27 protein-coding genes are annotated in these 26,014 nt (G+C 50.1%); 24 read left to right on the top strand and 3 right to left on the bottom strand.

The features are described from left to right. Positions 1 to 105: 105 nt before the first annotated feature. Together EIZ48_RS03790 and EIZ48_RS03785 are read left to right on the top strand one after the other, a co-directional pair. Positions 106 to 741: a FlgO family outer membrane protein gene (locus EIZ48_RS03790; protein WP_160648765.1), complete on the top strand. Its 636-nt coding sequence runs from the start codon at positions 106 to 108 to the stop codon at positions 739 to 741. An 8-nt stretch (positions 742 to 749) separates the two neighbouring features. Beyond that, positions 750 to 1,175: an LPP20 family lipoprotein gene (locus EIZ48_RS03785; RefSeq protein WP_075763891.1), complete on the top strand. Its 426-nt coding sequence runs from the start codon at positions 750 to 752 to the stop codon at positions 1,173 to 1,175. A gap of 278 nt (positions 1,176 to 1,453) precedes the next feature. Here the strand turns inward: EIZ48_RS03785 and EIZ48_RS03780 are convergent, their stop codons facing one another. The 3 genes from EIZ48_RS03780 to flgA all read right to left on the bottom strand — a co-directional run bounded on the left by EIZ48_RS03780 (position 1,454) and on the right by flgA (position 3,017). Continuing rightward, on the bottom strand, positions 1,454 to 1,882 hold the full coding sequence (locus EIZ48_RS03780; protein ID WP_160648764.1) for a flagella synthesis protein FlgN: 429 nt from the start codon (positions 1,880 to 1,882) through the stop codon (positions 1,454 to 1,456). Positions 1,883 to 1,918: 36 nt separating this feature from the next. Further along, positions 1,919 to 2,236 carry a flagellar biosynthesis anti-sigma factor FlgM gene (gene flgM, locus EIZ48_RS03775; protein ID WP_075763895.1) on the bottom strand — a complete coding sequence of 106 codons (318 nt, stop codon included), beginning with the start codon at positions 2,234 to 2,236 and terminating at the stop codon, positions 1,919 to 1,921. Between the two features lie 73 nt (positions 2,237 to 2,309). After that, complete coding sequence (flgA, locus tag EIZ48_RS03770; RefSeq protein WP_160648763.1) at positions 2,310 to 3,017, bottom strand: flagellar basal body P-ring formation chaperone FlgA; 708 nt, start codon at positions 3,015 to 3,017, stop codon at positions 2,310 to 2,312. A gap of 125 nt (positions 3,018 to 3,142) precedes the next feature. Between flgA and EIZ48_RS03765 the strand changes: the two genes are divergently transcribed. The 22 genes from EIZ48_RS03765 (at position 3,143) to EIZ48_RS03660 (ending at position 25,963) form a co-directional block, all read left to right on the top strand. Then, the gene (locus tag EIZ48_RS03765; RefSeq protein ID WP_160648762.1) at positions 3,143 to 4,060 is read left to right on the top strand and encodes a chemotaxis protein; all 918 of its coding nucleotides are present in this window, start codon (positions 3,143 to 3,145) and stop codon (positions 4,058 to 4,060) included. A gap of 19 nt (positions 4,061 to 4,079) precedes the next feature. Then, on the top strand, positions 4,080 to 4,910 hold the full coding sequence (locus EIZ48_RS03760) for a CheR family methyltransferase (protein WP_075763901.1): 831 nt from the start codon (positions 4,080 to 4,082) through the stop codon (positions 4,908 to 4,910). Between the two features lie 140 nt (positions 4,911 to 5,050). Then, complete coding sequence (flgB, locus tag EIZ48_RS03755) at positions 5,051 to 5,446, top strand: flagellar basal body rod protein FlgB (RefSeq protein ID WP_160648761.1); 396 nt, start codon at positions 5,051 to 5,053, stop codon at positions 5,444 to 5,446. Positions 5,447 to 5,449: 3 nt separating this feature from the next. Continuing rightward, complete coding sequence (gene flgC / locus EIZ48_RS03750; protein WP_075763905.1) at positions 5,450 to 5,866, top strand: flagellar basal body rod protein FlgC; 417 nt, start codon at positions 5,450 to 5,452, stop codon at positions 5,864 to 5,866. Between the two features lie 18 nt (positions 5,867 to 5,884). Then, on the top strand, positions 5,885 to 6,601 hold the full coding sequence (flgD, locus tag EIZ48_RS03745) for a flagellar hook assembly protein FlgD (RefSeq protein ID WP_160648760.1): 717 nt from the start codon (positions 5,885 to 5,887) through the stop codon (positions 6,599 to 6,601). Positions 6,602 to 6,623: 22 nt separating this feature from the next. Then, entirely contained in the window at positions 6,624 to 8,066 is a 1,443-nt protein-coding gene (locus EIZ48_RS03740; RefSeq protein ID WP_160648759.1) for a flagellar hook protein FlgE, read from the top strand. Positions 8,067 to 8,275: 209 nt separating this feature from the next. After that, the gene (flgF, locus tag EIZ48_RS03735; RefSeq protein ID WP_160648758.1) at positions 8,276 to 9,025 is read left to right on the top strand and encodes a flagellar basal-body rod protein FlgF; all 750 of its coding nucleotides are present in this window, start codon (positions 8,276 to 8,278) and stop codon (positions 9,023 to 9,025) included. Between the two features lie 20 nt (positions 9,026 to 9,045). Continuing rightward, positions 9,046 to 9,834 carry a flagellar basal-body rod protein FlgG gene (gene flgG / locus EIZ48_RS03730; protein ID WP_075763913.1) on the top strand — a complete coding sequence of 263 codons (789 nt, stop codon included), beginning with the start codon at positions 9,046 to 9,048 and terminating at the stop codon, positions 9,832 to 9,834. Between the two features lie 18 nt (positions 9,835 to 9,852). Further along, positions 9,853 to 10,617: a flagellar basal body L-ring protein FlgH gene (gene flgH, locus EIZ48_RS03725; protein WP_160648757.1), complete on the top strand. Its 765-nt coding sequence runs from the start codon at positions 9,853 to 9,855 to the stop codon at positions 10,615 to 10,617. A gap of 64 nt (positions 10,618 to 10,681) precedes the next feature. Beyond that, positions 10,682 to 11,752: a flagellar basal body P-ring protein FlgI gene (locus tag EIZ48_RS03720; RefSeq protein ID WP_160648785.1), complete on the top strand. Its 1,071-nt coding sequence runs from the start codon at positions 10,682 to 10,684 to the stop codon at positions 11,750 to 11,752. Between the two features lie 20 nt (positions 11,753 to 11,772). Beyond that, a complete protein-coding gene (gene flgJ / locus EIZ48_RS03715; RefSeq protein ID WP_160648756.1) occupies positions 11,773 to 12,756 on the top strand; it encodes a flagellar assembly peptidoglycan hydrolase FlgJ in 984 nt (327 codons plus the stop codon). Positions 12,757 to 12,917: 161 nt separating this feature from the next. Further along, entirely contained in the window at positions 12,918 to 14,801 is a 1,884-nt protein-coding gene (flgK, locus tag EIZ48_RS03710) for a flagellar hook-associated protein FlgK (protein ID WP_160648755.1), read from the top strand. Positions 14,802 to 14,815: 14 nt separating this feature from the next. After that, entirely contained in the window at positions 14,816 to 16,006 is a 1,191-nt protein-coding gene (gene flgL, locus EIZ48_RS03705) for a flagellar hook-associated protein FlgL (RefSeq protein ID WP_075763923.1), read from the top strand. A 317-nt stretch (positions 16,007 to 16,323) separates the two neighbouring features. Then, positions 16,324 to 17,472 carry a flagellin gene (locus EIZ48_RS03700; protein ID WP_160648754.1) on the top strand — a complete coding sequence of 383 codons (1,149 nt, stop codon included), beginning with the start codon at positions 16,324 to 16,326 and terminating at the stop codon, positions 17,470 to 17,472. A 343-nt stretch (positions 17,473 to 17,815) separates the two neighbouring features. After that, positions 17,816 to 18,964, top strand: coding sequence for a flagellin (locus tag EIZ48_RS03695; RefSeq protein ID WP_160648753.1), 1,149 nt, complete (start codon positions 17,816 to 17,818; stop codon positions 18,962 to 18,964). Positions 18,965 to 19,028: 64 nt separating this feature from the next. Then, the gene (locus EIZ48_RS03690) at positions 19,029 to 19,484 is read left to right on the top strand and encodes a flagellar protein FlaG (protein WP_160648752.1); all 456 of its coding nucleotides are present in this window, start codon (positions 19,029 to 19,031) and stop codon (positions 19,482 to 19,484) included. 23 nt (positions 19,485 to 19,507) lie between these two features. Further along, the gene (fliD, locus tag EIZ48_RS03685) at positions 19,508 to 20,899 is read left to right on the top strand and encodes a flagellar filament capping protein FliD (protein ID WP_160648751.1); all 1,392 of its coding nucleotides are present in this window, start codon (positions 19,508 to 19,510) and stop codon (positions 20,897 to 20,899) included. Positions 20,900 to 20,923: 24 nt separating this feature from the next. Next, a complete protein-coding gene (locus tag EIZ48_RS03680) occupies positions 20,924 to 21,208 on the top strand; it encodes a flagellar rod protein FlaI (RefSeq protein ID WP_160648750.1) in 285 nt (94 codons plus the stop codon). A gap of 16 nt (positions 21,209 to 21,224) precedes the next feature. Continuing rightward, on the top strand, positions 21,225 to 21,629 hold the full coding sequence (gene fliS, locus EIZ48_RS03675) for a flagellar export chaperone FliS (RefSeq protein ID WP_075764215.1): 405 nt from the start codon (positions 21,225 to 21,227) through the stop codon (positions 21,627 to 21,629). Positions 21,630 to 21,916: 287 nt separating this feature from the next. Next, on the top strand, positions 21,917 to 23,374 hold the full coding sequence (locus EIZ48_RS03670; protein WP_160648749.1) for a sigma-54 dependent transcriptional regulator: 1,458 nt from the start codon (positions 21,917 to 21,919) through the stop codon (positions 23,372 to 23,374). A gap of 139 nt (positions 23,375 to 23,513) precedes the next feature. Further along, the gene (locus EIZ48_RS03665) at positions 23,514 to 24,584 is read left to right on the top strand and encodes a sensor histidine kinase (RefSeq protein ID WP_160648748.1); all 1,071 of its coding nucleotides are present in this window, start codon (positions 23,514 to 23,516) and stop codon (positions 24,582 to 24,584) included. Continuing rightward, the gene (locus EIZ48_RS03660) at positions 24,581 to 25,963 is read left to right on the top strand and encodes a sigma-54-dependent transcriptional regulator (protein ID WP_160648747.1); all 1,383 of its coding nucleotides are present in this window, start codon (positions 24,581 to 24,583) and stop codon (positions 25,961 to 25,963) included. Before EIZ48_RS03665 ends, EIZ48_RS03660 begins: the two co-directional genes overlap by 4 nt. Positions 25,964 to 26,014: the final 51 nt, after the last annotated feature.

Below are 26,014 nucleotides of genomic sequence, written 5' to 3'. Positions count from 1 at the left end.
GTTCCTGATAGCACTTTTTGAAATGGCGAGATAATAACGAGTAAAGTTTTTCTTTATACGAACGATAACAGGCTACAAGTCTATTTTCATCCGGAGCTGGCAAGAATGAAAAAATGGATAGTCCTGATACTGGCAGCGATGACTGTATCTTGCTCTTATTCTCCGATATATAACGGTAAAGAGCCCTATATGGGAAGCTCTTTTCTGTTAAAGGAAACGCCACGTCATACGATGGATTTCTTTATCGAGGGGCTGACTGAGCAGTTGGTATCATCGAACCAGTACCTGACGGCAAAGACGCCACTGGCTGTGACATCATTTGTTGACTTGCAGGAAATGAATGAAACCAACTGGTTGGGCAACTCCGTAACGGAAGGTTTCATGTTCCAAATGCAACAGCGCGGTTATACCGTTGTTGATTACAAAGCGACAGGAGCGATCAAGGTTACTGCTGATGGTGATTTTGCTATCAGTCGCAACTGGCGGGAACTGGCCGGTGAACAGCCGGTTGACTACGTACTGACAGGAACGATGTTACGGCAAGGGGCGGGGGTACTGGTTAATGCCAGGATCATTGGTATGCGTTCGCGGGTTGTGATTGCGTCGGCGCAAGGTTTCCTTCCGGCCGATAGAATTGGACGTGACCTAGATACTTTGAATAAAATGCGGATCCAGAATGGCGTTATTATTCGCAACGAAGTGAATACATTCGACCGCAATACTGTAGTCTTAAAACCTTAGGAGTTGTTATGCGTTACTGGTTTCTGCTAGTTTTCATGGCGTTGGCGGGCTGTCAGCCTTTAACAGAGATCCGTAATGATGATCTGATCACTTCCGTCGGCTATGCCTCTATCAGCGAGCAGCGTGGCCGCACGATTGAAGAAAAGCGTGTTCGGGCAATGCGTGCATCGAAGATTGATGCCTACCGCGAACTGACTGAGCAAGTTTACGGTATGCGTATAAGTGCCCGTGCGGAGCTTGAAGATCAGCAACTTGGTGTGGAAAACACCGATGGTGCAGTAGATGGCATTATCCGAGGTGCCGAGGTGATCCGGAGCTATCCTGTCGGAGACAGCTTTGTGACTGAGATGCAGCTGGACCTGCGCAAAATGGACAAGATGAAAAAACATGGCGAAGTCTTCCATGTTCCTACCAATCAAGAGACCATGTTCTAACAGCACTTAGAGCAGTATTCCTATTTTAATAACTTTGAACAACAGGTGTACTCGTAGCGAGTGCACTTTGTTGTCATACCAGCCTGGATAACTAGTTGCTCTAATTACAAAAAACTTAACGCTGTAAAAGCGATTGTCATTAGCAAGAATGATTAGATGCTTATGTAGATTGGTATTTTGAAGGGGAGAGTGGCTGGAGGGTATCCGCTGTAAGACACTGACAGTAACAGAGATAGGATGAATCTAGCTTGGTGTTGGGGCCCTTGATATTGGCTCTCTTATGCCTTGATATTGGTTCCCAATGAACGGATGTTTTGTGCCACGCCTTCACTGGTATAGGTCATCTGCTGTTTGCCGCGGCTTTGTTGGAATAGGTTATTTAACTTATGAAAGCTAAGCTGGGCACGTTGAAGGGCTTCGCCATTGACCTCGTTGATTTCCTTGCAGCGGCTGACTGTCGCTTTTATCGACTCGACTTTTTCTGCAAATTCCTGATTATCAACGATTAGCTGGCGATGGGTGTGGGTAGAGATCTGGTGATCCTGTTGCTGTACTTTGTTCAGCAGAGCAAGTTTATCATTGGCAAGTTTGGCGATATCGGCCGCTTTTCGCTCGACAATGGCTGCTTTTTCTTGTTCAAGCAGGCGAGAGAGTGACTCCAATGTCGCTAGTTGCAACTCTAGTAACTGTTCAATAGTTTGGGCCATCTAGTTCTCTCTGAGTATCATAATGTCGAGCAGGCGCTAGAGGCCACGAAGCTCATCTTCAAATTTCATCATGTTCGATGCTAGCTTGTCGGCATCGACGACATAGGAACCATTGGAAATCGCATCTTTGATTGCCGCAACCTTGGCACTGTCAAAACTTGGTTCAGCCGCGAGTTGCTGGTGGATCTGTCCGACCGCCTTGCCCTGAGAGCTGAGCGAAACGGCATCTTTTGGTCCACTTGGCACAGATTGCTGACTTTTTGCAGCCCCTGATGTCGATCCTGATACGTTGCCATGATTGCTGCGTGCTGTGGTCATTGGATGACCGGAGCGTAGCTGATCAATACTTGCCATAAAAAAAGCCTTTGCACAATTTACTAGAGACAGCCATTACTTCGGCAGGGTCTGTAATAACTTTAGCATTTAATTAAAAGTTTACGGTGACTTCACCGACGCCGGTGATAATACCATCGACAACACGCTTTGACTTGGCATTTTGTACCCGTATTTGCTCTCCGAGCGAGCCGTCGGACAGTGCAGTCCCTTTGGTAACAATATCAAGCCCGCTGCGACCTGCCTTGATAAGGACGGCATCATTTCGACAAACAAGGCAGATATCATTGCCCTGTATGGCGTCTCCCATGTTAACATTTCGCTTTACTTTAGAGCCAATGATTTGTTGTGGGTGCTCGAAAACCACCCCGCGCTGAAACCGGGTCTCGATCATTTGTACCATCAGGTCGGAGGCTGACAATACGGCGCCACGGGCCAGTGGCTTGGCGGCGACAACCCGGGGAAGGAGCTGCTTGACCCGAACAGGGACATAGACCTGCCAGCCTTCGGTGCTGCAACTGACCAGTACCGTGATATTGCCCGTCAGGGATTGCTTGCCTGGCACAGATGTCTTAAGCGGCTCGGAACAGGCGCTCAGTTTTAGTCGGGAATCTAAATGTGCAGCCTTAACAGTGAGTTGGCCTTTAGGGGGGGATTTGACAATTGTTTTGACATATTCTTCCGCGGTATGCTGTACCATATCTAAGCTATTTTGTGGTGCTGATGACACAAAAGTGCTAAAGAAAAATGCCAGTAGGCCGAAAAAAATGGTTAAGAGTGTTAAATGTGTTCTTTGGGTCACGGTTTTTACTCTTTAATGCAAGGTCTAAGGGGCTACAATTAGCCTCAGCTCATCATATGTGATTTGCAATGAGAATTCTCATTTAACACGTATAGAAATAAAAACGCATAACATGGAGTCACCTTATGTCGGGGATACTTGATTCAGTGAATCAGCGCACCCAGCTAGTCGGCCAAAACCGTTTGGAACTGCTAACCTTTCGGTTAAACCGGCGTCAGCGCTATGGGATAAATGTATTTAAGGTCAAAGAGGTGCTTCAGTGCCCGAAACTGACAACAATGCCTAACCTGCACCCGTTGGTAAAGGGTATTGCCCATATTCGCGGACAAACTATTTCTGTTATTGATATGAGCCTGGCAACCGGTGGCCGTCCGATTGATGATCTGGACAACTGTTTTGTGATCATTTCGGAATTTAACCGTTCGATCCAGGGCTTCCTGGTATCATCCGTTGAGCGCATCATTAACATGAACTGGGAGTCAATTTTGCCGCCGCCAAAAGGGGCGGGCAAGGAAAACTACCTGACAGCAGTGACTGAAATTGACAATGAGCTGGTTGAAATCTTGGATGTTGAGAAAATCCTCGATGAGATCTCACCGGTTGATACCGATATTAGCGGTACGGTTCTTGAGGAGCTGGTTGATAATACACCGGTTGTTCGTCGTGTACTTGTTGCTGATGACTCCAGCGTTGCACGTAAACAGATCCAGCGAGCGATTGAAGCGATCGGCTGCGAGTGTGTGCTGGTTCAGGATGGTAAGGAAGCTATTGAGAAGCTCCGGACTATGGCCAAAGACGAGAGTATCTATGATCAGCTTGCGCTGGTGATTTCAGATATTGAAATGCCGGAAATGGATGGCTATACCCTAACGGCAGAAATTCGTAATGATGCCAACCTAAAGGATTTACATGTTATCCTGCACACCTCATTGAGTGGGGTATTTAACCAGGCCATGGTTGAGCGTGTAGGTGCGAATGCTTTCATTCCTAAGTTTAACCCGGATGAGCTGGGGGCTGCGGTGAAGGCCGCTATGCCGGAATAATCTAATTAAAGAGTAGTAGATGACAGCTATAACAATTAAAGACCAGGAATACCGCGATTTTTGCCGTTTTTTAGAAGCGCAATGCGGCATTGTACTTGGCGACAGTAAGCAATACTTGGTTCGTAGCCGCCTGAGTCCATTGGTCAGCCGATTTTCGCTATCATCTCTTTCCGAGTTATTGCAAGTTGTGATCAGTGGCCGTAACCGGGAGTTGCGTGTTGCAGCCGTAGATGCCATGACGACCAACGAGACGTTGTGGTTCCGCGATACCTATCCGTATGCGGTGCTGGGGGATAAAATTTTGCCGGAGCTTGCTGCCAACAAGCGCCCGATCAAAATCTGGTCATCGGCAAGTTCTTCCGGGCAGGAACCGTATTCGATCGCGATGACGGTGCTGGAAACCCAAAATCGACGCCCAGGCATGATTGCTGGCGGTGTTCAAATCACGGCGACAGATATTTCGCAGACGATGCTGGATACCTGTCGTGCCGGGGTATATGACAATCTGGCATTGAGCCGTGGACTTTCCCCGGATCGCCGCCGTGTTTTCTTCGAAAATAACGGTGACGGCCGAATGAAGGTCAACGATAAGGTGAAGCGGATGGTGAACTTCCGGCCGCAGAACCTGAAAGACAGTTATGCGCTACTGGGTAAATTCGATGTGATTTTCTGTCGCAACGTATTGATTTACTTTTCGCCGGAGATGAAGGCGAAAGTACTGAACCAAATGGCTGCCAGCTTAAATCCGGGCGGTTACCTGCTGTTGGGGGCATCTGAGTCACTGACCGGCTTGACCGACAAGTTTGAGATGATCCGCTGTAACCCGGGAATAATTTACAAGCTAAAATAGATTCAAGAATAAGCAGGCTCCAGAACCCCAACTTTATCGAGGAACATCCTAGTTCCTCGATACTTACCTTCCAAACTCACCATTATTCAAACTTGGCACACCATTTGCTTCTATATCAATAACGATTTTTGGAGGCAGCTATGTCCATCTCTTTTGATAAAGCATTAGGTATTCACCAGCACACGGTTGGCGTGCGTGCCAAACGCGCGGAAACACTGGCCAGCAACATTGCCAATGCCAATACCCCAGGCTACAAAGCAAAAGATATTGACTTTCAGCGTGCATTGAATGCGGCAACATCAGAGGCAAAGATTGGCCTGAGCCGTACTGATGGTCGGCATATATCTGCCTCCACCAAAATAATGGGCGAGCAAAAGTACCGTGTACCCAATCAACCGGATACCGGCGACGGCAATACGGTAGATGCACAGCTTGAGCAAAACATGTTTATGCAGAACTCACTGGAATACCAGGCATCGCTCGACTTTCTGGGCTCCAAGTTTAAGAACCTGAGCAAGGCATTAAAAGGAGAATAATAAATGAGTTTGTTTAACGTTTTTAATGTCACAGGGTCGGCGATGAGTGCAGAGTCTGTTCGTCTGAACACGACGTCCAGTAACCTGGCCAATGCCAACAGTGTCAGTAGTTCTGCAGAAGAAACCTATAAGGCTCGGCACCCGATTTTTGCAGCAGCGCTGCAGAATGCCAGCTATCAGCGTGATGAAAGCGTGCCGGTGCAGGTAAAAGGCATTGTTGAAAGCCAGAAGCCGCTACGTGCCGAATATAATCCGCAGCACCCGATGGCGAATGCTGAAGGGTATATCTACAAGCCGAATGTCAACGTTATGGAAGAAATGGCCAACATGATTTCAGCTTCTCGTTCCTATCAGAGCAATGTCCAGGTAGCAGATGCCAGCAAGCAGATGCTAATGAGCACATTGCAGATGGGTAAATAAGGGTAAGGAGTAACTGTTATGACCAGTATTAACGGCGCAGGTCAAAGCAACTTGTCCTACCTTGATCAGCTCAAGGGGATGCAAGAGAAAAAGCTTCAGGAAGATCAGAAAATTACTACTGGTCAGAATGAACTGAAGCAGGAAGATTTTCTCTCGTTGCTGACCAAGCAGCTTGCCCAGCAAGACCCGTTCAAACCGGTTGGCAATGATCAGATGATTGCCCAGATGGCATCGTTTGCCACGGTTGACGGGATCAACCAGATGAATGAGCAGTTTGGCAGCCTGAACTCTGCCATGACCTCAAACCAGGCGCTGCAGGCATCCTCACTGGTTGGCCGTGATGTACTCATCCCTAGCTCGACTGGGGTGAAGCAGGCTGAAGGTGGCATGGCCGGCATGGTTAGGTTGCCTCAGGCGCTGGATAATATGATGGTCAGGGTCGAAAACGAGCAGGGCCAGTTAATTAAAACCTTCGATTTGGGCGCTAAACCGCCGGGCGAGCACCGCCTTGAGTGGGACGGCACCGATGAAAGTGGCAATGCCTTGCCGGAAGGTCGCTATCAGCTAAAAGTTGCCGGGCTGGTTGATGGTGAAAGCCGGGAATTTGATGTGTCTACCTATGCAAATGTAAACAGTGTGTTGCTTGGTAATGGTGATGGCAATGTCATGCTTAACCTTGCGGGCTTTGACTCGCCATTCAAACTTGCCGAAGTACTTGAAGTCGGTAAGGTATAACAGGTCTTAGGAGATTCATAACATGGGATTTAATATTTCACTAAGTGGTATTGGGGCATCACAGAAAGACCTGAATACCACCAGTAACAACATTGCCAACTCGAATACCTTCGGCTTTAAAGAGTCGCGAGCCGAGTTTGGTGATGTGTATTCAAGCTCGGTGTTTTCGAATGCCAAGACCACAACCGGTGGCGGTGTACAGACGTCGGTGGTTGCCCAGCAATTTCACGAAGGTTCCAGTATTTATACCAACAACCCGATGGATCTGCGGATTTCGGGCAGTGGTTTTTTTGCGGTTGCCGATGACAAGCTACAGCCTCAGAACAACAGCCTGACCCGTAACGGTGCTTTCCACCTGAACAAAGACAATAACATTGTCAACTCGGAAGGCCAGTACCTGCTGGGTTATAAGGTTGATCAGGAAACCGATCAGGTGACCTCCTATGAATCTCAGGCAATGAAAGTGCCGGATCAATTTGGCCAGCCGAAAGAATCAGAGAATATCGAAATCGGCGTGAACCTGCCGGCCTCGGCTGAGGCGAAAAACCCGAGCGAGTTCGATTTCAGTGATCCGAGCACCTATAACAAGTCAACCTCGCTGACCATGTACGACTCATTGGGTCAGCCTTATAAGATGACCACCTATTATGTCAAAGACAATGGTGGTACGGGTGGGGCTGCACCTGCCGTTGATGCCGATGGTAACCCGATTCCAGCCGATCCGGCTGCTGATGGTGCAGCAGGTGCTGGGGCAGCAGACGGTGCCGAGAACCGCTGGGCGGTGTACTACACCGTGACGGATGGCTCCGGTGAAAAAGCAGTGGATGTCAACCTGACACCGGAAGGAGATGGTGAGGTTGCCTCTGGTGATGCAAACGGTCCGCTGGCCGGTGGTCACCAGGGTCACTACGTTGAGTTCAATACTGATGGCTCAGTTAAGTCGGTCAACAACGGTAACCCGATTCAGACCGAGGAGCTGGGTGCTGCTGGTGCCGGGCTTGATATGAACGGTGCAAGCGAGACGCAGAAGCTGAACATTCAGTTTGAAGACCCGACTCAGTATGCCGCTCCGTTTGAGATCCGTCGTTTTAGCGAAGATGGCGCAACCACCGGCTTTCTGGCAAAAGTTGACATCGATGCCAAGGGGTCGATTGTCGCGACATACAGTAACGGTGAGAACGTGACGTTAGGGCGCGTCGGCATGGTACGTGTGCCAAACGAACAGGGCCTGGTATCAAAAGGCGGTACCCAGTGGGTAACGAGCCAGGATTCTGGCGCGGCTATCTGGGGTGAGGCCAGCCAGGGGGCATTCGGTGGTATCAAGAGCGGTACCCTTGAGCAGTCAAATATCGACATGACTCAGGAGCTGGTGGATTTGATTACTGCCCAGCGTAACTTCCAGGCGAACTCCCGTGCGCTGGAAGTGGATAACCAGCTTCAGCAGACAATCTTGCAGATCCGATAAGCAAGAGAGGCTGGCGACGCATAATATCATTGCCGCTTTATTGACCTTGTGTCGATAAAGCGGCAAATCTTGTCCTTGTCCGTCATAAAATTGTCCCTTCTTTGTCCCTGTTCCGGGCGAAAATCCTCAATTCGTTGATTTATTACACTATCTTGATGGTGGCATAGTTATTGCTTAACATTCACTAGATTGTGATTGGAGAGTCAATAATGGATCGTTCACTGTATTTAGCCATGAGTGGTGCCAAACAGGATATGTATGGCATGCAACTACATGCCAACAACCTAGCCAACGTGAGAACAACCGGTTTTCGTGCCGATCTCGAGCAGGCTCGTAGCATGCAGGCATACGGTGAAGGGTTGCCGTCTCGCGTTTTTGCGATGACTGAGCGTCCGGGACAGGACTTTTCCCAGGGCTCAGTCATGACAACCGGGCGTGATCTGGATGTCACTGTCGAGGGAGATGGCTGGTTGGCTGTGATGGATCCTTCCGGCCAGGAGGCCTACACCCGTGCAGGCCATTTGAAAATCGACCAGACAGGTATGCTGCAAAACAGCAATGGCAACCTGATGTTGGGCGAAAATGGCGGCCCGATCTTTATTCCTCTTCCAATCAGTAAAATTGAGATCGGCAAAGATGGCACCATTTCCGTGCTTCCTCAGGGGGCGCCGCCGGAAGCGATGGAAACCGTCGACCGCCTTAAGCTGGTTCGCCCGGATAACCGTGATATGTATAAAGATGTCAATGGTTTGTTCAAATCAAAGAACCCCGGTGAAGTCTTCGATGCCGATGCCGGCGTGACCCTGCTTAACGGAGCACTTGAAGGCAGCAACGTTAACGCAGTCGGCGAAATGACCAGCATGATTGACTTGCAGCGTCACTTCGAAATGCAGGTCAAATTAATGAAAACAGCAGAAGAAATGGATGCGGCATCATCTTCACTGCTGCGTTTAGGCTAACCGATAATAAGGAATAGAACATGCATCCAGCTTTATGGGTAAGTAAAACCGGTCTTGACGCTCAGCAGACAAATATCTCGACCATTTCGAATAACCTTGCGAACGCCTCGACGGTCGGCTTCAAGAAAAGCCGGGCCGTCTTTGAAGATTTGTTCTACCAGAACATCAACCAGCCGGGCGGCCAGTCAACTCAGGATACTGAATTGCCGTCGGGTCTGATGCTGGGCGCTGGTTCGAAAGTGGTCGCGACGCAGAAGGTCTTTACCCAGGGAAATACCCAGACAACCAACAATGCAATGGACATGATGATCGAGGGAGACGGTTTCTTCCAGATCCTCCTGCCTGACGGCAACATGGGTTATACCCGTAATGGCCAGTTTACTATCAACGGTGAAGGCCAGCTGGTGACCACCGGCTCGGGCTATGTCTTGCAGCCTGAGATTGTTGTACCGGAAGATGCGGTTGGGATAACTGTTGGTACGGATGGTGAGGTGTCTGCCCGTATTCGAGGCCAGCAGGAGAATCAGGTGCTGGGCCAGATCACGACGGTTGATTTTATCAACCCGGGTGGCCTTGAACCTATTGGTCAGAACTTGTTCTTACCAACTGGTGCCAGCGGCGATGCCCAGGAAGGGGTACCGGGTCTGGACGGGTTGGGTTCGGTTCGCCAGTCGATGCTGGAAACCTCGAACGTAAACGTGACGGAAGAGCTGGTCAATATGATTGAAGCGCAGCGCGTGTATGAAATGAACTCGAAAGTCATTTCAACCGTCGACCAGATGCTGAGCTACGTTAACCAGCAGTTATAACAGGGAGTTAATACCGTGATGAAAAAGCTCATTATCGCATTGGCTGTCATTCTGTCGGGGTGCTCGCAGCTGCAGATGGAAGAGTCCGATATTGCACAAGCGACGACGTCGGTGGATGCGGTTGAGGGATCAACAGAGCAGGGTGGTGGCCTGATTGACATGCTGCGCCGCCGCGAAGATCCGCAGGCCGGTGATCCTGCCTGGGCAAGCATTCGACCTCAGGAGAAACCCGAACATTATGCGACGGCGACAGGCTCGCTGTTCAATGTAACTGGGGCTCAGGATCTCTATGATGATACCAAGCCGCGTGGTATTGGCGATATAGTCACCGTGCTGCTGGAAGAGAAGACACAGGCGAAGAAGAGTGCCAGCTCGGATTTAGATAAATCGACGGACTTGTCGATGGATCCACTGGCACTTGGCGGTCAGGAAATCAAGCTTGGCGAGCGTAACTTGTCTTACGAGGTGAGCAACGCCAACAAGTTTGCCGGCAGTACCTCTGCCGATCAGAGCAACAGCATCAAGGGTTCCATCTCGGTTGAAGTGATTGATGTGCTTGCCAACGGTAACCTGCTGGTTCGTGGCGAGAAATGGCTGACGCTCAATACCGGTGATGAATACATCCGGGTCAGTGGTACAGTTCGCCCGGACGATATCAGCCAGGAAAATACGATTGCCTCAACCCGAATTGCCAATGCCCGTATTCAGTATTCTGGCACCGGAGAGCGTCAGGACGTTCAGGAACAGGGCTGGTTGGCCCGCTTCTTTAACGTCAGTATTTAGCGCGAGTTTGTTTGAACAATAAGTGACATTACGGAGCACTGAAGTGAAATTCCAGAGTATTTGCATGGGCCTGATGCTGCTGTTGGCATTACCGTCTCAGGCGGCACGAATTAAAGATGTATCGGAAGTCGCCGGGGTCCGGAGCAACCAATTGGTTGGCTATGGTCTGGTTGTCGGCTTGCCGGGAACGGGGGAGACGACGCCGTTTACCGACCAGAGCTTCAATGCCATGCTGCAAAACTTTGGAATTCAGTTGCCGGCGGGCACCAAGCCGAAGACAAAGAACGTGGCTGCCGTTGCCGTGAACGCAACCTTGCCGCCGTTTACCAAACAAGGCCAGACGATTGATATTACTGTTTCATCAATCGGTTCGGCGAAAAGCCTGCGCGGCGGTACATTGCTGCAAACTTTCCTCAAGGGTTTGGACGGCAAAATCTACGCCATTGCGCAGGGGAGCCTGGTTGTTGGCGGATTCAGTGCCACGGGGGCCGATGGGTCTAAAGTGGTGGGAAACACGCCGACAGTGGGACGTATTTCCAACGGTGCGATGGTTGAACAGGAAGTGCCTAACCCGTTTGGTCGTGGTGATTTTCTGACCTTTAACCTGTTTGAGTCCGACTTTACCACGGCACAGCGTATGGCAGATGCTGTTAACCAGTTTCTCGGCCCGCAGATGGCGGCAGCAGTAGATGCCACGTCTGTCCGTGTCCGTGCGCCGCGAGATGTGAGCCAGCGAGTGGCATTCCTATCGACCATCGAAAACATTGAATTTGATCCGGCGGAAGGCGCGGCGAAAATCATCGTTAACTCGCGCACCGGTACGATTGTGGTCGGCCAGAACGTGAAGCTCAAGCCTGCAGCTATCACCCATGGCGGTATGACCGTATCGATTAAGGAAAACTATTCTGTCAGCCAGCCTAACGGTCTGTCTGGCGGTAATACGGTTGTCGTTCCGAACTCTGATATTGAAGTCACCGAGGAAGATTCACGAATGTTCAAGTTTGAGCCGGGGATCACCCTGGATGAGCTGGTACGTGCGGTGAACCAGGTCGGTGCCGCCCCCTCTGATCTGATGGCTATCTTGCAGGCACTTAAGCAGGCTGGGGCCATTGAAGGTCAGCTGATCATAATTTAAAGAAATCTTTGGTTCTGAGCATGAAAACAACCAACCCGGGTTTTATTCACGATATCTCCAACCTTGAGCGACTAAGGGCGGGGATCAATGATGATGAAAGTCAGTCTTTGCGTGCGGCTGCGCAGCAGTTCGAGGCGATTTTTACTCAGATGTTGTTTAAGTCGATGCGTCAGGCCAATGAGGTTTTTGAATCTGATCTGATGAGCAGCAGCAACAGTAAGTTCTTCGAGCAGATGCATGACGAGCAGATGGCGAGCGAGTTGAGCTCCACCGGCTCGCTGGGCTTGGCGGACTTGATTGTTTCCCAGCTTGGTGGTGAAGAAGAAGCGCAGAACCCTGCGGTGCCGTCAGAGCAGGACTTCCGCCAGGCGGTAAAAGAAGCGCCGCTGAATCTGCCGTTTGATACCAAAGGCAAGCAGCCGGATAAGGCGATGGTAGAAAAGGCTGCGGAAGATGCGCTAACGATTATGCAGCAAACTCAGCCAGCGTCGTTTACAGCCCCTCTGCCACCGTTGAAGCCTCAGGATAATGAGCGTGGTTTTGAGTCACCTCAGGACTTTGTCAATCGGATGCGGCCTTATGCTGAAAAGGCGGCCCATGCGATAGGCACTGAGCCATCCGTACTGATTGCCCAGGCTGCGTTGGAAACTGGGTGGGGCAAGAAAGTGATCAAGAATGCGGCAGGCAACAGCAACAACCTTTTCAATATCAAAGCTGATCAGCGTTGGTCCGGCAACAAGGTTGCGACCAACACCCTGGAGTTCCATAACGGGATCCCTGTCCAGCAACGGGCGGCATTCCGCTCTTATGATAGCTACCAGGACAGCTTCAATGACTATGTCCGTTTTCTTAATCAGAACCCGCGTTATTCTGAAGCGCTGGAGCAACCGGCTGATCCGGTACATTTTATTCGAAACCTGCATAAGGCGGGTTATGCGACGGATCCGGAATATTCCAATAAGGTCATCAGTGTCATGGATACGGTGAACCGTCTGATGAAATAGGCAAGCCCTTGCCTCCGCTCAAAAAAACGCCACGTCACTCCCCATATAGGTATAAGCAAGTCACAATAAAATCAATAACTTAATTATATTTAAAAAGTGGAACGCTTTTTGCATTTTAAGTTATTGATTAATTGTAACCCCCTCACAGTTCCGGAGGCTTCATGGGGTTTGACTTGCTAAATATGGGCTCTCAAGGTCTGATGACTGCACAACGGCAGTTAAATACGACCAGCCATAACATTAACAATGTTAATACTGAAGGCTATAGCCGCCAATCTGTTGTTCAGCAAGCCAATGATCCTATTTGGTGGGGGGGCAACCAGTATGGTACCGGTGTCCATGCGGCAGAAGTTCGCCGCGGCTTTGATCAGTTTGCCACCAATGAGCTTAACCTGACCACCACCAACCTCAGCTATGCCACCGAACGAGAGGGCCAGCTTGGCCGTCTGGATAATATGCTGGCCAATAGTGCCAAGAAGATCCCTGAAGACATGAACCAGTGGTATGACGCGGTCAAGGCACTGGCTGATAGCCCTAGTGATATGGGCTCGCGGAAAGTAGTGCTTGAAAAAGCAAAGATGGTTGCCTCTGGTCTGAATGACAATCACGGCATCTTGTCCCGTCAAAAGTCGGAGACCAACGAGGTGCTGTCCCGCACATTGAACCGGGTCAACGATATTGCCCGGGAGCTGGTGGATGTGCACAAGGCCTTGGTTAAAACACCGGCCTCAGGCCATGACAATGACCTGCTGGACAGGCACCAGAGCCTGATCAATGAGCTGTCCGAGTATACCAAAGTCACCGTGACCCGAAAAAACGCCGAAAGCTTCAATGTCATGATCGGTAGTGGCCACACCCTGGTGTCTGGCACCGAATCCAGTGAGCTGAGGATGGTGAGCGGCAAGCCGGATCCGCAGCAGACCCAACTGGCTATTGTCGAAGGCAATTCGCTCAAAACTATCCGCAATGATGATATCGGCGGCAAGATGGCCGCATTATTCCAGTTCCGTGACGAAACGCTGACTCACGCCATGGATGAAATTGGCCGTATCGCGATTGGTTTTTCCGAGTCGGTGAACGAGCTTCAGCAACAGGGCCTGGATCTTAAAGGTCAGGTCGGACAGAACATGTTTCGTGATGTCAATGATCCGGCATCAGCGGCGGCACGGGTGATGTTACCGGCCGATTCGACCGCAGAGATGAAGGTCTTTATTGACGATTTGAGCAAAGTGAAAATTGGTGAATACGGCCTGACCTTTGACGGCAGTCAGCATACCTTGACCTTTCCTGACGGTACGAGTCAGAACGTGATCCCGAGTGGTAACCCGCCGTCATTCACCATGGACGGCTTCCAGGTTGAAATGACGGCGCCGATGAAAGCCGGCGAGCAGGTTGTACTGCGTCCGACACGCTCTGCGGCAGGGGAGATCAGTGTCACGATGAGCGATCCGGCAAAAATTGCCGCTCAAAGTTACCTCAGTTCTGCCAGCAATACGCAGGGCCAGGCTGATTTTAACATTACCCAGCCCGGTACCCTATCGGAGTTTCAGGTCGCCGTCTCGCCGGATGCCAGTCAGTTTGCCGTTCTGGATATGAAAGGCAATATTTTGCAGGCCCCGCAGCCTTACCCGCCAGCCGGTGAAGTGGTTGTGGGCGGTACTGGTTTTACCCTGAGCCAAGGGGCCATTGGTGGTGATGTCTTTGCCGTTAACCTCAATGCAGCCGATGGTGATAACGGCAACCTGATCAAGATGCAGACCCTTCAGGCAGAAAAGCTGATGGATGAGGGCCGCTCCACCGTTATTGATGTCTATCAGGGACTAAATACCGAGATGGGGGTTCAGAAAGCTTCTGCAGCCCGTCTCAGGGAAGTCGGTCTGGTCGAGAAAGATGCTGCCGAAAGTCGGGTGGCGGAAATATCCGGCGTGAACCTCGATGAGGAGGCGGCCAACATGATGAGATTCCAGCAGGCCTATATGGCCTCGTCGCGCATCATGACCGTTGCCAATGAAACCTTTGATACCTTACTTAATGTATCACGCTAGGGAGACCGTTATTTATGATTAGCCGAATGGCCACCTTCCATAACTACCGCTCTGTGGCAAACGATATGAATCGCCAGCAGGTGCGGGTGCAGGAAAACCAGGAGCAGCTGGCAACGGGGAAACGTCTGCTGACAGCCGGTGATGATCCGGTATCGTCAATCTATATTCAGAATTTTGATCAGCAGAATACCCAGATAGAACAGTCGCTCAAGTCGATCACACTGGCGCGTAACCGTCTGGATAATGAAGAGACGGCGATCACCGAGGTCGAAAACCTGCTCGATGAAGCCAAACGCAAGTCGATGATGATGGTCAACGGCTCGCTGTCCGGTGATGACCGCATGGCCCACAAGCAAGATATGCAGGGGCTGTATGACTCCTTCATGAACCTGGTGAATACCAAGGATGAGTCCGGCAATTTTATTTTCGCCGGTACCCAGTACAGCAAACAGCCCTTTTTCCGGGACAACAATGGTCATGTTACCTATGTCGGTGACAGCTACCAGCGGATGGCCAAGGTGGCTCCGTCGGTTGATGTGCCGATGAATGATGCCGGCGATAAGTTGTTTATGGAAGTTTCCAATCCATACGGTGACTACCAGCCGGACTATGAACTGCAAAGCGGTTCGCTGCTGTTGCTGTCACAGGCGACGAATACCAACGATGCTGATCCGTCGGCGTATCGCATCGAGTTTGCGACGACGGCGACTGGACCAGCCTATAAGCTGTTCCAGAATGGCAGCGAGGTCAGTAGCGGCCAGTTTGATCCGGGTAAGGGGATCCAATGGGGAACTTTGCAGGTTGATCTGGAAGGCGAGATTGAAGACGGCGATGTGATCGAGCTATCACGGCAGGACAAGATTAATGTTTTCGATGCTTTCCAGCGCAGCATTGATCTGTCGGACAGTGATGTTTCAGATGCGTCGGCGTCGGCGGAACTGCAACAGGCAGTGGCCGAGCTGTCCGAAGGCTTCAAGCATATTAACCGCGCACGATCTGAAATTGGCACCCGGCTGCAGACCTTAGATCGCCAGGAGAATATGCATGAGGACTTCAAGATCGTGATGACACAGGCGCGCGGCACGCTGGAGGATCTTGATTACGCTACTGCCGTTATTGAATTAAACGAAAACATGATGGCATTGCAGGCCTCTCAGCAGGCGTTTGCAAAAACCAAAGATTTGAATCTGTTCAACTATATCTAACTGGTACTCGTTCTAGCGCGAATATGCTGTGTTAGTTGAACTGTTAGCGGCGGCAATAAGAATTACCGCAACGGCAAAGAAAGTCTTGCCGATGGGCACAGGGTTGCCGCCGTACTGAACTTTATATCAATTTTAGACATAAAATATTGAAATAAAGCATATTTTAATTTTGGCATGATGATTGCTAATACTAGGTTGGTGGCAACAATGTTGCCAATATTATTTATACATATAGCTGGCCCCGCTTCACCGTCTTACGTATTGACTGTTGCGGGTAGGCTGTTTCGCTGAAAGAGCGAAAGTCAAAGGAGAGCAAAATGGGTGTAACAGTAAACACCAACGTGTCTGCCATGACTGCGCAGCGTTACCTGGGCAAAGCAACGAGTGATCTTAGTACTTCGATGGAACGCCTATCGACAGGTAGCAAGATCAACAGTGCTAAAGACGATGCAGCGGGTCTGCAGATCTCTAACCGTTTGGTGGCACAGACACGAGGTCTGAACGTTGCAATGCGTAACGCCAATGACGGTATCTCTATTGCACAGACCGCTGAAGGTGCAATGCAGGAATCAACCAGCATCTTGCAGCGTATGCGTGACTTGTCATTGCAGTCTTCCAACGGTGCAAACTCGGATGATGACCGTGTTGCAATCCAGGAAGAAGTCTCGGCGCTTCAGGATGAACTTAACCGTATCGCGGAAACAACGGCATTTGGTGGCCGTAAGCTTCTAAATGGTACCTTCGGTGAAGCGGCATTCCAGATCGGTGCCGATTCGGGTGAAGCGATCATCATGGGTATGGACAGTGTCCGTGCCGATTATGAAGAGATGGGCGGTAGTCTGCTGGTTTCTACGAACAAGATTGAACCAGGCGCTGAGTTGAATGCCAATGCAACGGTTGGTTTCTCGGTAACTGACAAGCTGGGTAATGTCACCAACGTGAGCGTTGATTTGCTCCAGGGTGATGACGTCGAAGAAATCGCAACGCGCATTAACGGTCAGAACTCTGCAGTTAACGCCTCGGTAACGGAAGAGGGTGAACTGCAAATTTTTGCCGGTGACGGTGATGTGGCAGTGACTGCCGGTGCGATGAGCATGAAAAACACCGATGGTACGGTTGTAGCCGGTGACATCGCAGGTGCAGCCAAGTCGGTATCGGTGGGTGACATTGATGTTGAATCCGTAGGTGGTGCACAGCAGGCTGTGCCAATCATTGATGCGGCTCTGAAGTACATTGACAGTCAGCGTGCCGATTTGGGTGCGAAGCAGAACCGTCTGGGCCATACCATCAATAACCTGGCGAACGTATCCGAAAATGTATCGGCGTCTAACAGCCGTATCCGTGATACCGATTTTGCCAAGGAAACGACGGAAATGGCCAAGAACCAGATCCTGCAGCAGGCGAGTACGTCTATCCTCGCTCAGGCAAAACAGGTTCCACAGGCTGCAATGAGCTTGCTGCAATAACTTTCCGCTATTCGGACCGTACTAGAACGGCAAGGGGCAACCCCTTGCCGTTTTTATTGTGCGCAATTGATTTCCCCTCAACCTATCTCCCTACCATTCAGGCCTTATTTGTAATCAGAACGATCGCAAAAAACTACTAATCATTGAGTGAACGGCCGTTCTTGTTATGAAATATTCACCTTAATTTTTATTAACTTGATCACGTTTTAATCGATTTCCCAAAAATACTAAAAAAAAACTTAAAGGTTTTTTTTGCGGTGCCGTTAAAGGTCATGTACGAAGAATAACAAGGTTTTTCCGGCTGGGCTGGTCAAGCCATTTTGAACACTTAAGGAGAGACATTATGGCAGTTACAGTAAATACTAACGTTTCTGCAATGACCGCTCAGCGCTACCTGGGTCAGGCGACCGAAGCTACTGGTAAATCAATGGAGCGTCTTGCTACCGGTAGTAAAATCAACAGTGCGAAAGACGATGCGGCTGGTCTGCAGATCTCTAACCGTTTGATGACCCAGAGCCGTGGTCTGGATGTGGCAGTACGTAATGCCAACGACGGTATCTCAATGGCACAGACCGCTGAAGGTTCTATGCAGGAAACAACAAGCATCCTTCAGCGTATGCGTGACCTGTCTTTGCAGTCAGCTAACGGTTCTAACTCACAGGAAGACCGTGCTTCTATCCAGGAAGAAGTGACAGCACTGAATGACGAACTAAACCGTATCGCGGAAACTACCTCTTTCGGTGGTACCAAGCTATTGAACGGTCAGTTCGGTTCTCGTTCTTTCCAGGTGGGTGCTGACTCGGGTGAAGCGGTTCAGATGAACTTCAACAACATCCGTTCTGACGAAACGAAAATGGGCGGCAGCATGCTGACGTCAACTAACAAGGTAGCAGCCGATGCGACACTGGACGCCGACACAGCTATCGAGTTGAGCGTAACTGACGCAAACGGTACTGCGACCGCAGTAAACGTTAGCCTGGTAAAAGGCGATGATATCGAAGAAATCGCTACTCGTATCAACGGTCAGAATGACAAGATCAATGCATCTGTTTCTGAAGAAGGCGAACTACAGCTGTTCTCTTCTGAAGGTGCTGTTGGCGTAACAACCGGTGGTATTGCGATGACTGACAGTGCTGGTACAGCAGTCGATGCCACAATTGCAGGTACTGCGGGCAATACAACTGTTTCTGAAATCGACGTAACGTCTGTCGGTGGTGCTCAGAAAGCGGTAGCGGTACTTGATGGTGCGATGAAGTATGTCGACTCAGAGCGTGCGCAGCTAGGTGCATCTCAGAACCGTCTGAACCACACTATCAATAACCTGAACAACGTTAACGAGAACGTGTCTGCATCTAACAGCCGTATTCGTGATACTGACTTCGCGAAAGAAACAACCAACATGACGAAGAACCAGATCCTTTCTCAGGCTTCTACGTCTATCCTTGCTCAGGCAAAACAGGCGCCGCAAGCGGCACTAAGCCTGCTAGGTTAATACCTCGTAATAGCGGCAAGGGGGCAGCCCCTTGCCGTTTTCTGCTATCAGAAGGTGAAAGAATATGGATGTCAAACCTGTTTCTACTTCTTCACTTCCTCTCCGTTCCGCTGAGAATGGCACCCATGCTTCTGCTGGCACAAATATTGCTAATAAATCTAGTGGTAATTCTCAGGGGGCTTCATCGGCCGGTAATACCTCCACCCAGCATGTAATACCCAGTAGCGATGGCGGAAACTCGGATGTGCGCCGGGTTGAGCAGAGCAACAAGGTAGAACAGCAGCAGCAAATGCAGCGCGAGGAGCTGGAAAAGGTGGTAGAGCGCATCGAAGAGTTTGTCGGCAGTACGCTAAACAAAGGGCTGGCTTTTCGTATCGATGAAGAATCTGGAAAAAATATCGTCACCATTTACGATAAGCGTACCGGTGATGTAGTCCGTCAAATCCCTGACGAAGATATGTTAGCACTATCCCGGCAGTTGGCAGCCAATTCGGGAGGGCTGGTAACGACGAAAGTGTAAACTGACATCATTTGAGGTAATCAATGAATATAGGCGCAGCAGGCACAGCCTCCGGTCTTGATATTAACAGTATGGTTAACAAGATTGTCGATGCTGAGCGGGCTCCGAAAGAAGCGCGCATCAATGAGCGCCGCGATAATGTCGATGTCAGTATCAGTGCCTATGGCAAGCTCAAGAGCTCGCTGAATGATATGAAATTCATGATGGCTGACTTTCGTCGCAACCATACCCTATCAGCTCGTTCTGTTACGTCGGATAACAGCGACATTCTTACGGCTTCAGCCTCTCATGAAGCGATTCCTGGAAAATACAGTGTTAAGGTTGAGCAGCTTGCCCAGCCCCATAAAATTGTTTCCGGTACGTTTGACGAAGAAGAGAAAATGGGCGCCGGTAAACTGGCAATATCATTGGGCGCGACTCAGTTTGATGTAGAAATACCGGAAGATGAAAGCGAGATCCTTGATGTTGTCCGCTTGATCAACCGTCATCCGTCAAATACCGGTGTGCTAGCCTCGGTGATCAAAGATGATGTCGGTGCGCGTCTGGTGTTGTCGGCCGATAAAAGTGGTGAAGCGAACAATATCAAAGTACGGGTCGATGCGCCGGTTGCCAGTACTCTGCAAAAATTTGGTTTTAATCCGAATAACAACATCAACTCGATGAGTGAGATGCAGAAGGCTGAAGATGCCAAGGTAGTGATTGATGGCCTGGCTGTGGTCACCAGTGACACCAACACTATTGAAGATGCGATCAAGGGCGTTGATCTCAACCTTGTTGCTTTAACCGACTCTGCCAAGGGCGAGGGGGAAGCGACAAATAATAAAGATGTGCTGGTCGATGTTGGTTATGATCGCAATGCCGTTGGTGGTGCCATTGAGCAGTTCGTCAATGCATACAATCAGTTTTACACAACCTCGAGAGAGCTGGGCAAGTTTGATCCTGAAACTCAGGAAAAAGGCCCGCTAGTTGGCGACAGTATTATTCGTACGGTTGATAACCAGTTGCGTGCAGTATTTTCGACGCCGATAGAAGGCGCGCCTGAGTCAGTGACGACCTTGAGTGAGCTCGGGATCACCACCACGATGGAAGGGCGGTTGGAGATTGACTATGACATGCTCGACAAACAGCTGGAAAAGAATTTTGCCGATGTCGGTGAATTTTTTAGCAGCCGCGATGGTTTTGCCCGCAAGGTTGAAGATCTGATCCATGCCCATACCGGGATCACCGGTAGCATTAAGGGACGGCAGGACAGCTTGAATGATCAGATAACGCGCTTGAATAGCGAGCAGACCAAGCTGGATCGCCGGATGGAAAGTGTTCAGAAACGTACCCATGACCAGTTTACGGCGATGGACAGTGCTATGGGGCAAATGAAAAGTCAGCTCAACTCAATGATGAGTATGATGCCACAATAGTTTTTAGGGTAAGAGAAGTCGCGTATGCAACGTTTAAATCAACTGGATGATCAACTTGAGGCCATGCTGGCTGTTGAGGGAGAGGTTGATTCTGAGCAGTTGCAGCAGCTTTTGGCGCAGCGCGAACAGCTTTTACAACAATTAATGGCCCGGCCTGAGAGTCTGGATAAAGCAGAATGGCAGGCAGCGGTCGATAGAACGTCGTACTTACTTGCCAGGATCCGTCATCATCGGGATATGTCGGCAAGCCAGTTACAACGACTGCAGCACGGGCAACGCTCGATGCAGGTTTACAATAAATTTCGGTAAGGTTAGAAAAATGGCAATGAGAGGATCTCTACAGGCTTATAAACGAGTCTCAGTGGACAGTCAGTTAACATCGGCATCGCCGCACCGTGTGATATCGATGCTGATGGCCGGTGCGATTGAACGCTTGATCCAGGGCAAAGCTGCCATGGAGCAGGGCTCTATTGCAGTGAAGGGTGAACGCCTTGGCAAGGCACTCGATATCGTGATCAGTCTTCGGAGCTGTTTGTCGATGGAAGATGGTGCGGAGATCGCGTCAAACCTCGACGCGCTTTACGATTACATGATCCAGCAGATCTACAAGGCAAATCAGGACAACCTTGCAGAGCCAATTGATGATGTTATCGGCATGCTGCGTGAAATTAAATCCGCCTGGGATCAAATTCCGGCTGAATATCATAATATGACCCAGCTAGACGTATAGTCGTCTTTCTGGGGCAATCGAGGCATTGGTTAATGGCTTTGTTGTTTGTAAAGTCAAAAAATAAACACCAATGACTTGATTTGCACTTTCCTTTGTACTGGGGTCACAGCTTTTGGGTGTCCCTAGTTGCCTTCTCCTGTGCTTTTATTACAATAGTCGGAATAATTTTGGTTGCTGTTCCTCAGTAATAGCAAACTGAACAATTTTTGACTGGATTTGATAGTTGTTCAGTTTGGTATAAAAGCCACAGAATAGAAAATCCTATAAAGGCAGGCAATATCTCTCCTATGCAAGGTTTAGCTAAGACCCTCGTTATTGATGACGATCAGCAGCACCGTCATGACCTTAGTGTCATCCTGAATTTTGTTGGCGAGCAGCATGAAGCTGTGTCAACAAGCGAGGTGGAAAATTCGCTTTGGGAAAAGGATTGGGGTGCCTGTTTACTGGGTAAAATCAGTACCGGTAAATCACTGAGCAAGATCCTGGATTTCTTGCGCATCCACAACCACATTCCTGTGATTGCATTGTCTAACCATGCCAATGAATTGGCGGGGCTGCCTAACTATGTTGGGGAGCTCGAGTTGCCGTTGCACTACGGACAGCTGTCAGATGCGCTACGCCATTGTCAGGAGTTCCTGGGTAAGCGCGCATTTCAGGTTCCGCAGCTAGGGCGAAAGAATACGTTGTTTCGGAGCATGGTGGGTCGAAGTGAAGCGATCAGCCAGGTCCGTTACTTGATCGAGCAGGTATCGTCTACCGATGCCAGCGTGTTGATCCTCGGTGAGTCCGGGACAGGTAAAGAAGTCGTTGCGCGTAACGTTCACTACCACTCTTCCCGTGGAAAAGGACCGTTTGTACCGGTTAACTGCGGAGCGATCCCGCCTGACTTGCTGGAAAGCGAGCTGTTCGGCCATGAGAAAGGTGCCTTTACCGGAGCTATTGCTGCCCGAAAAGGGCGCTTTGAACTGGCGGAAGGTGGTACCTTGTTCCTCGACGAGATTGGCGACATGCCAATGTCGATGCAGGTTAAGCTGCTGCGTGTATTGCAGGAACGCTGTTTTGAACGTGTGGGTGGAAACGGTACCATCAAGGTAAATGTCCGCATTATTGCCGCGACTCACCGTAACTTGGAAGAAATGATCCAGAACGGGACTTTCCGCGAAGATCTTTATTACCGCCTGAACGTTTTTCCAATCGAAATGCCGGCATTGCGTGAGCGTATCGGTGATATCCCGCTATTGCTTCAGGAACTGCTGGCCAGAATGGAAGCGGAGGGTGCAAAACTTATCCACTTCACACCGAGGGCAATTACCTCACTGATGGAGCATGACTGGCCGGGTAACGTTCGTGAACTGGCGAACCTGGTCGAACGATTGATCATTCTGTATCCGGGTGAAATGGTTGATGTAAACCATCTGCCGATGAAGTACCGCTACAATGATCTGCCGGATTTTCAGCCGGAAGAGCACTTCCTGTCGACCGAAGATCAGGAACGTGCGGCGCTGGCCGATATGTTCGCGACCAGCTACGATGAGTCGGAGGAGGCTGCGGGCAACAGTGATCTGCCGCCTGAAGGGGTTAACCTGAAAGAGATGCTGGCAGAGCTGGAGGTCGAAATGATCCGTCAGGCACTGGAAGCCCAGGCTGGTGTGGTTGCCCGAGCGGCTGACATGCTGGGGATGCGACGTACTACGCTGGTTGAGAAAATGCGTAAGTATGGCCTCAACAAAGAAGATTTGCGTTAACCACCTCAAAAAACGGCGGTGTCACATTCTTGACGCCGTCAATTTTCTTTCCTTACAATTAACCCATTGATAATATGTTCTTTATTTTGGCATAAAAAATGCTTATTTAGTGTTTTTATGCGTATTGATCAGGTAATTCATGGGTGACAATGCTTCTCCTCTTGGCACATTAGCGCAGCAGGTCGGCCGGTATCAGCAGGTACTGGATGTGATGCCCTCTGGCGTGATATTTCTTGATTCGATGGGGATCGTCTGTGAAGCGAACCCGGAAGCCCATCGTCTGTTGGGCGAGCCTCTTGAGGGAGAACGCTGGTTTTCTGTCATTCAGCGGTCGTTTGCGCCGCAGGAAGATGACGGCCATGAGGTATCATTGCGCAGCGGCCGCAAGGTGAAGCTGGCCATATCAGCGTCGGATAGCGGCCAACTAATTTTTATCACCGACATGACGGAAACCCGTCTCCTGCAATCGCGGATCAGCGAAATGCAGCGTCTGTCCTCGCTGGGTAAGATGGTTGCCTCGTTGGCACACCAGGTAAGGACGCCGTTATCGAGTGCCATGCTATATGCCTCGAATTTATCGGCGCCAAATCTCAATAGCCAAACCCGGCAGCGGTTTCAGACCAAATTAGTTGATCGCCTGCACGACTTGGAAAAGCAGGTTAATGATATGCTGCTATTTGCCAAAGGCGGGGACAACAAGGTCATCGAGCGATTTACTCTCGAGAGCCTGCTTAATGAGCTGGATAATATGGTTGAGGCCCAGGTGGTCACCAATCAGGTCGATTTTAGTATTGAATGTGCTGATGAAAGTATCATGATCCTCGGTAATGCTAATGCCCTGGCCAGTGCTTTAGGTAACCTGATCACCAACGCGATTCAGATGTCAGGCAAGCAGTGTAAGGTTGCATTGAACTGTATACAGCAAGGCGATGCCATTTATTTGTCGGTCATTGATAATGGGCCGGGTATTGCGCCTGACATGCAGGCCAAAATTCTTGAGCCCTTCTTTACCACCCGGCAGCAGGGTACCGGACTTGGCCTGGCCGTCGTGCAAATGGTGGCAACGGCGCACAAAGGACGGTTATTGCTAGAGTCCGAGCTTGGCAAAGGGGCATGTTTTACCCTGTCGATACCTGTTGCTGATGGTCTGGTAGCTCAACAAGAAACGACCCAAAACGAAAATAACCCAGCAATTGGAGAGTTGCAATGAATCAAAGCAGAGTACTGGTCGTAGAAGATGATGAAGGGCTACGTGAAGCTCTGGTTGATACGTTGGCACTGGCCGGTTACCAGTGGCTTGAGGCAGAGAGCGCCGAGCAGGCTTTGCTGCTGCTAAAGTCCGAGTCGGTTGATATTGTTGTTTCTGATGTGCAGATGGCCGGCATGGACGGGCTGGGTCTGTTGCGAAGCATTAAGCAGCATTGGCCGAAATTGCCGGTATTGCTGATGACTGCCTATGCCAATATTGAAGATGCGGTATCGGCAATGAAAGAAGGCGCCATTGACTATATGGCCAAGCCTTTTGCACCAGAAGTGCTGCTAAATATGGTGAGCCGTTACGCACCGGTCAAGAATGAGTCAAGCAAGGCCATTGTAGCGGATGAAAAATCCTTGAAGCTATTAGCCCTGGCTGAAAAGGTCGCAAAAACGGATGCCAGCGTGATGATCCTGGGGCCTAGTGGCTCGGGGAAAGAAGTCATGTCTCGCTATATTCATGACCACTCTGATCGCCATGAAGGGGCGTTTATCGCCATTAACTGTGCGGCCATTCCGGACAATATGCTGGAAGCGACATTGTTCGGTTACGAGAAGGGTGCATTTACCGGCGCTATCCAGGCTTGCCCGGGTAAATTCGAGCAGGCACAGGGCGGAACTATTTTGCTCGACGAAATTAGCGAAATGGATCTGAACTTGCAGGCCAAGCTACTGCGGGTATTGCAGGAGCGCGAAGTGGAGCGACTGGGCAGCCGCAAGAGTATCAAGCTTAATGTCCGGGTACTGGCGACCAGTAACCGCGATCTGAAGCAATATGTAGCTGAAGGCAATTTTCGTGAAGATTTATATTACCGATTGAATGTTTTTCCATTAGTATGGCCGGCCCTGACGGATCGAAAAGGGGATATTGCCCCGTTGGCAACATACCTGACAGAACGTCACTGTATTAAACAGGGGCTGCCGGTGCCAAAAATCAGTCAGTCTGCCTTGGTGAAGTTGCAACAATATGCCTGGCCGGGTAATGTGCGCGAATTGGATAATGTGATTCAGCGGGCATTGATCCTTGGCGATGGCAACAACATCGAATGTGAGCACATTCTGTTGGAAGGACTTGACTGGCTGGATGCACAAAGCCTGCAAACCGCGGTAGAATTGGCGACACCGTCGCCGGCGATTGAACCGCTTCAGGTGCCGCCCTCTGCCGACGGACTCGGTAATGAGCTTCGGGAGCAGGAATTTTCTATTATTTTGGAAACAATTCGTGCCTGTGACGGGCGGCGGAAAGACGTCGCAGAAAAGCTGGGGATCAGCCCGCGGACATTACGCTACAAGCTCGCTAAAATGCGAGATGCCGGAATTGAGATCCCAGTTTAGAGTAAAATTTTAATTTTGCTGGTCTTTTGAGTCATGCTGGCGGTAAGCTTG

The sequence above is a fragment of the Photobacterium alginatilyticum genome (assembly GCF_009910675.1).
GTDB lineage: Bacteria > Pseudomonadota > Gammaproteobacteria > Enterobacterales > Vibrionaceae > Photobacterium > Photobacterium alginatilyticum.
The sequence above is the reverse complement of the archived record's forward strand: the minus strand, read 5'-3'. Positions and strand labels throughout refer to the sequence as shown.

Excerpts from the sequence above, each read along its gene's own strand:
- EIZ48_RS03780 (WP_160648764.1), bottom strand. The coding sequence starts at position 1,882 with ATGGCCCAAACTATTGAACAGTTACTAGAGTTGCAACTAGCGACATTG.
- flgH (WP_160648757.1), top strand. The coding sequence starts at position 9,853 with ATGAAAAAGCTCATTATCGCATTGGCTGTCATTCTGTCGGGGTGCTCG.
- EIZ48_RS03690 (WP_160648752.1), top strand. The coding sequence starts at position 19,029 with ATGGATGTCAAACCTGTTTCTACTTCTTCACTTCCTCTCCGTTCCGCT.
- flgF (WP_160648758.1), top strand. The coding sequence starts at position 8,276 with ATGGATCGTTCACTGTATTTAGCCATGAGTGGTGCCAAACAGGATATG.
- EIZ48_RS03765 (WP_160648762.1), top strand. The coding sequence starts at position 3,143 with ATGTCGGGGATACTTGATTCAGTGAATCAGCGCACCCAGCTAGTCGGC.
- flgG (WP_075763913.1), top strand. The coding sequence starts at position 9,046 with ATGCATCCAGCTTTATGGGTAAGTAAAACCGGTCTTGACGCTCAGCAG.
- flgJ (WP_160648756.1), top strand. The coding sequence starts at position 11,773 with ATGAAAACAACCAACCCGGGTTTTATTCACGATATCTCCAACCTTGAG.
- EIZ48_RS03720 (WP_160648785.1), top strand. The coding sequence starts at position 10,682 with ATGGGCCTGATGCTGCTGTTGGCATTACCGTCTCAGGCGGCACGAATT.
- flgC (WP_075763905.1), top strand. The coding sequence starts at position 5,450 with ATGAGTTTGTTTAACGTTTTTAATGTCACAGGGTCGGCGATGAGTGCA.
- flgK (WP_160648755.1), top strand. The coding sequence starts at position 12,918 with ATGGGGTTTGACTTGCTAAATATGGGCTCTCAAGGTCTGATGACTGCA.
- EIZ48_RS03670 (WP_160648749.1), top strand. The coding sequence starts at position 21,917 with ATGCAAGGTTTAGCTAAGACCCTCGTTATTGATGACGATCAGCAGCAC.
- flgL (WP_075763923.1), top strand. The coding sequence starts at position 14,816 with ATGATTAGCCGAATGGCCACCTTCCATAACTACCGCTCTGTGGCAAAC.
- EIZ48_RS03660 (WP_160648747.1), top strand. The coding sequence starts at position 24,581 with ATGAATCAAAGCAGAGTACTGGTCGTAGAAGATGATGAAGGGCTACGT.
- EIZ48_RS03760 (WP_075763901.1), top strand. The coding sequence starts at position 4,080 with ATGACAGCTATAACAATTAAAGACCAGGAATACCGCGATTTTTGCCGT.
- EIZ48_RS03740 (WP_160648759.1), top strand. The coding sequence starts at position 6,624 with ATGGGATTTAATATTTCACTAAGTGGTATTGGGGCATCACAGAAAGAC.
- EIZ48_RS03700 (WP_160648754.1), top strand. The coding sequence starts at position 16,324 with ATGGGTGTAACAGTAAACACCAACGTGTCTGCCATGACTGCGCAGCGT.
- EIZ48_RS03695 (WP_160648753.1), top strand. The coding sequence starts at position 17,816 with ATGGCAGTTACAGTAAATACTAACGTTTCTGCAATGACCGCTCAGCGC.
- EIZ48_RS03790 (WP_160648765.1), top strand. The coding sequence starts at position 106 with ATGAAAAAATGGATAGTCCTGATACTGGCAGCGATGACTGTATCTTGC.
- flgB (WP_160648761.1), top strand. The coding sequence starts at position 5,051 with ATGTCCATCTCTTTTGATAAAGCATTAGGTATTCACCAGCACACGGTT.
- flgM (WP_075763895.1), bottom strand. The coding sequence starts at position 2,236 with ATGGCAAGTATTGATCAGCTACGCTCCGGTCATCCAATGACCACAGCA.
- EIZ48_RS03785 (WP_075763891.1), top strand. The coding sequence starts at position 750 with ATGCGTTACTGGTTTCTGCTAGTTTTCATGGCGTTGGCGGGCTGTCAG.
- fliD (WP_160648751.1), top strand. The coding sequence starts at position 19,508 with ATGAATATAGGCGCAGCAGGCACAGCCTCCGGTCTTGATATTAACAGT.
- EIZ48_RS03680 (WP_160648750.1), top strand. The coding sequence starts at position 20,924 with ATGCAACGTTTAAATCAACTGGATGATCAACTTGAGGCCATGCTGGCT.
- fliS (WP_075764215.1), top strand. The coding sequence starts at position 21,225 with ATGAGAGGATCTCTACAGGCTTATAAACGAGTCTCAGTGGACAGTCAG.
- EIZ48_RS03665 (WP_160648748.1), top strand. The coding sequence starts at position 23,514 with ATGGGTGACAATGCTTCTCCTCTTGGCACATTAGCGCAGCAGGTCGGC.
- flgD (WP_160648760.1), top strand. The coding sequence starts at position 5,885 with ATGACCAGTATTAACGGCGCAGGTCAAAGCAACTTGTCCTACCTTGAT.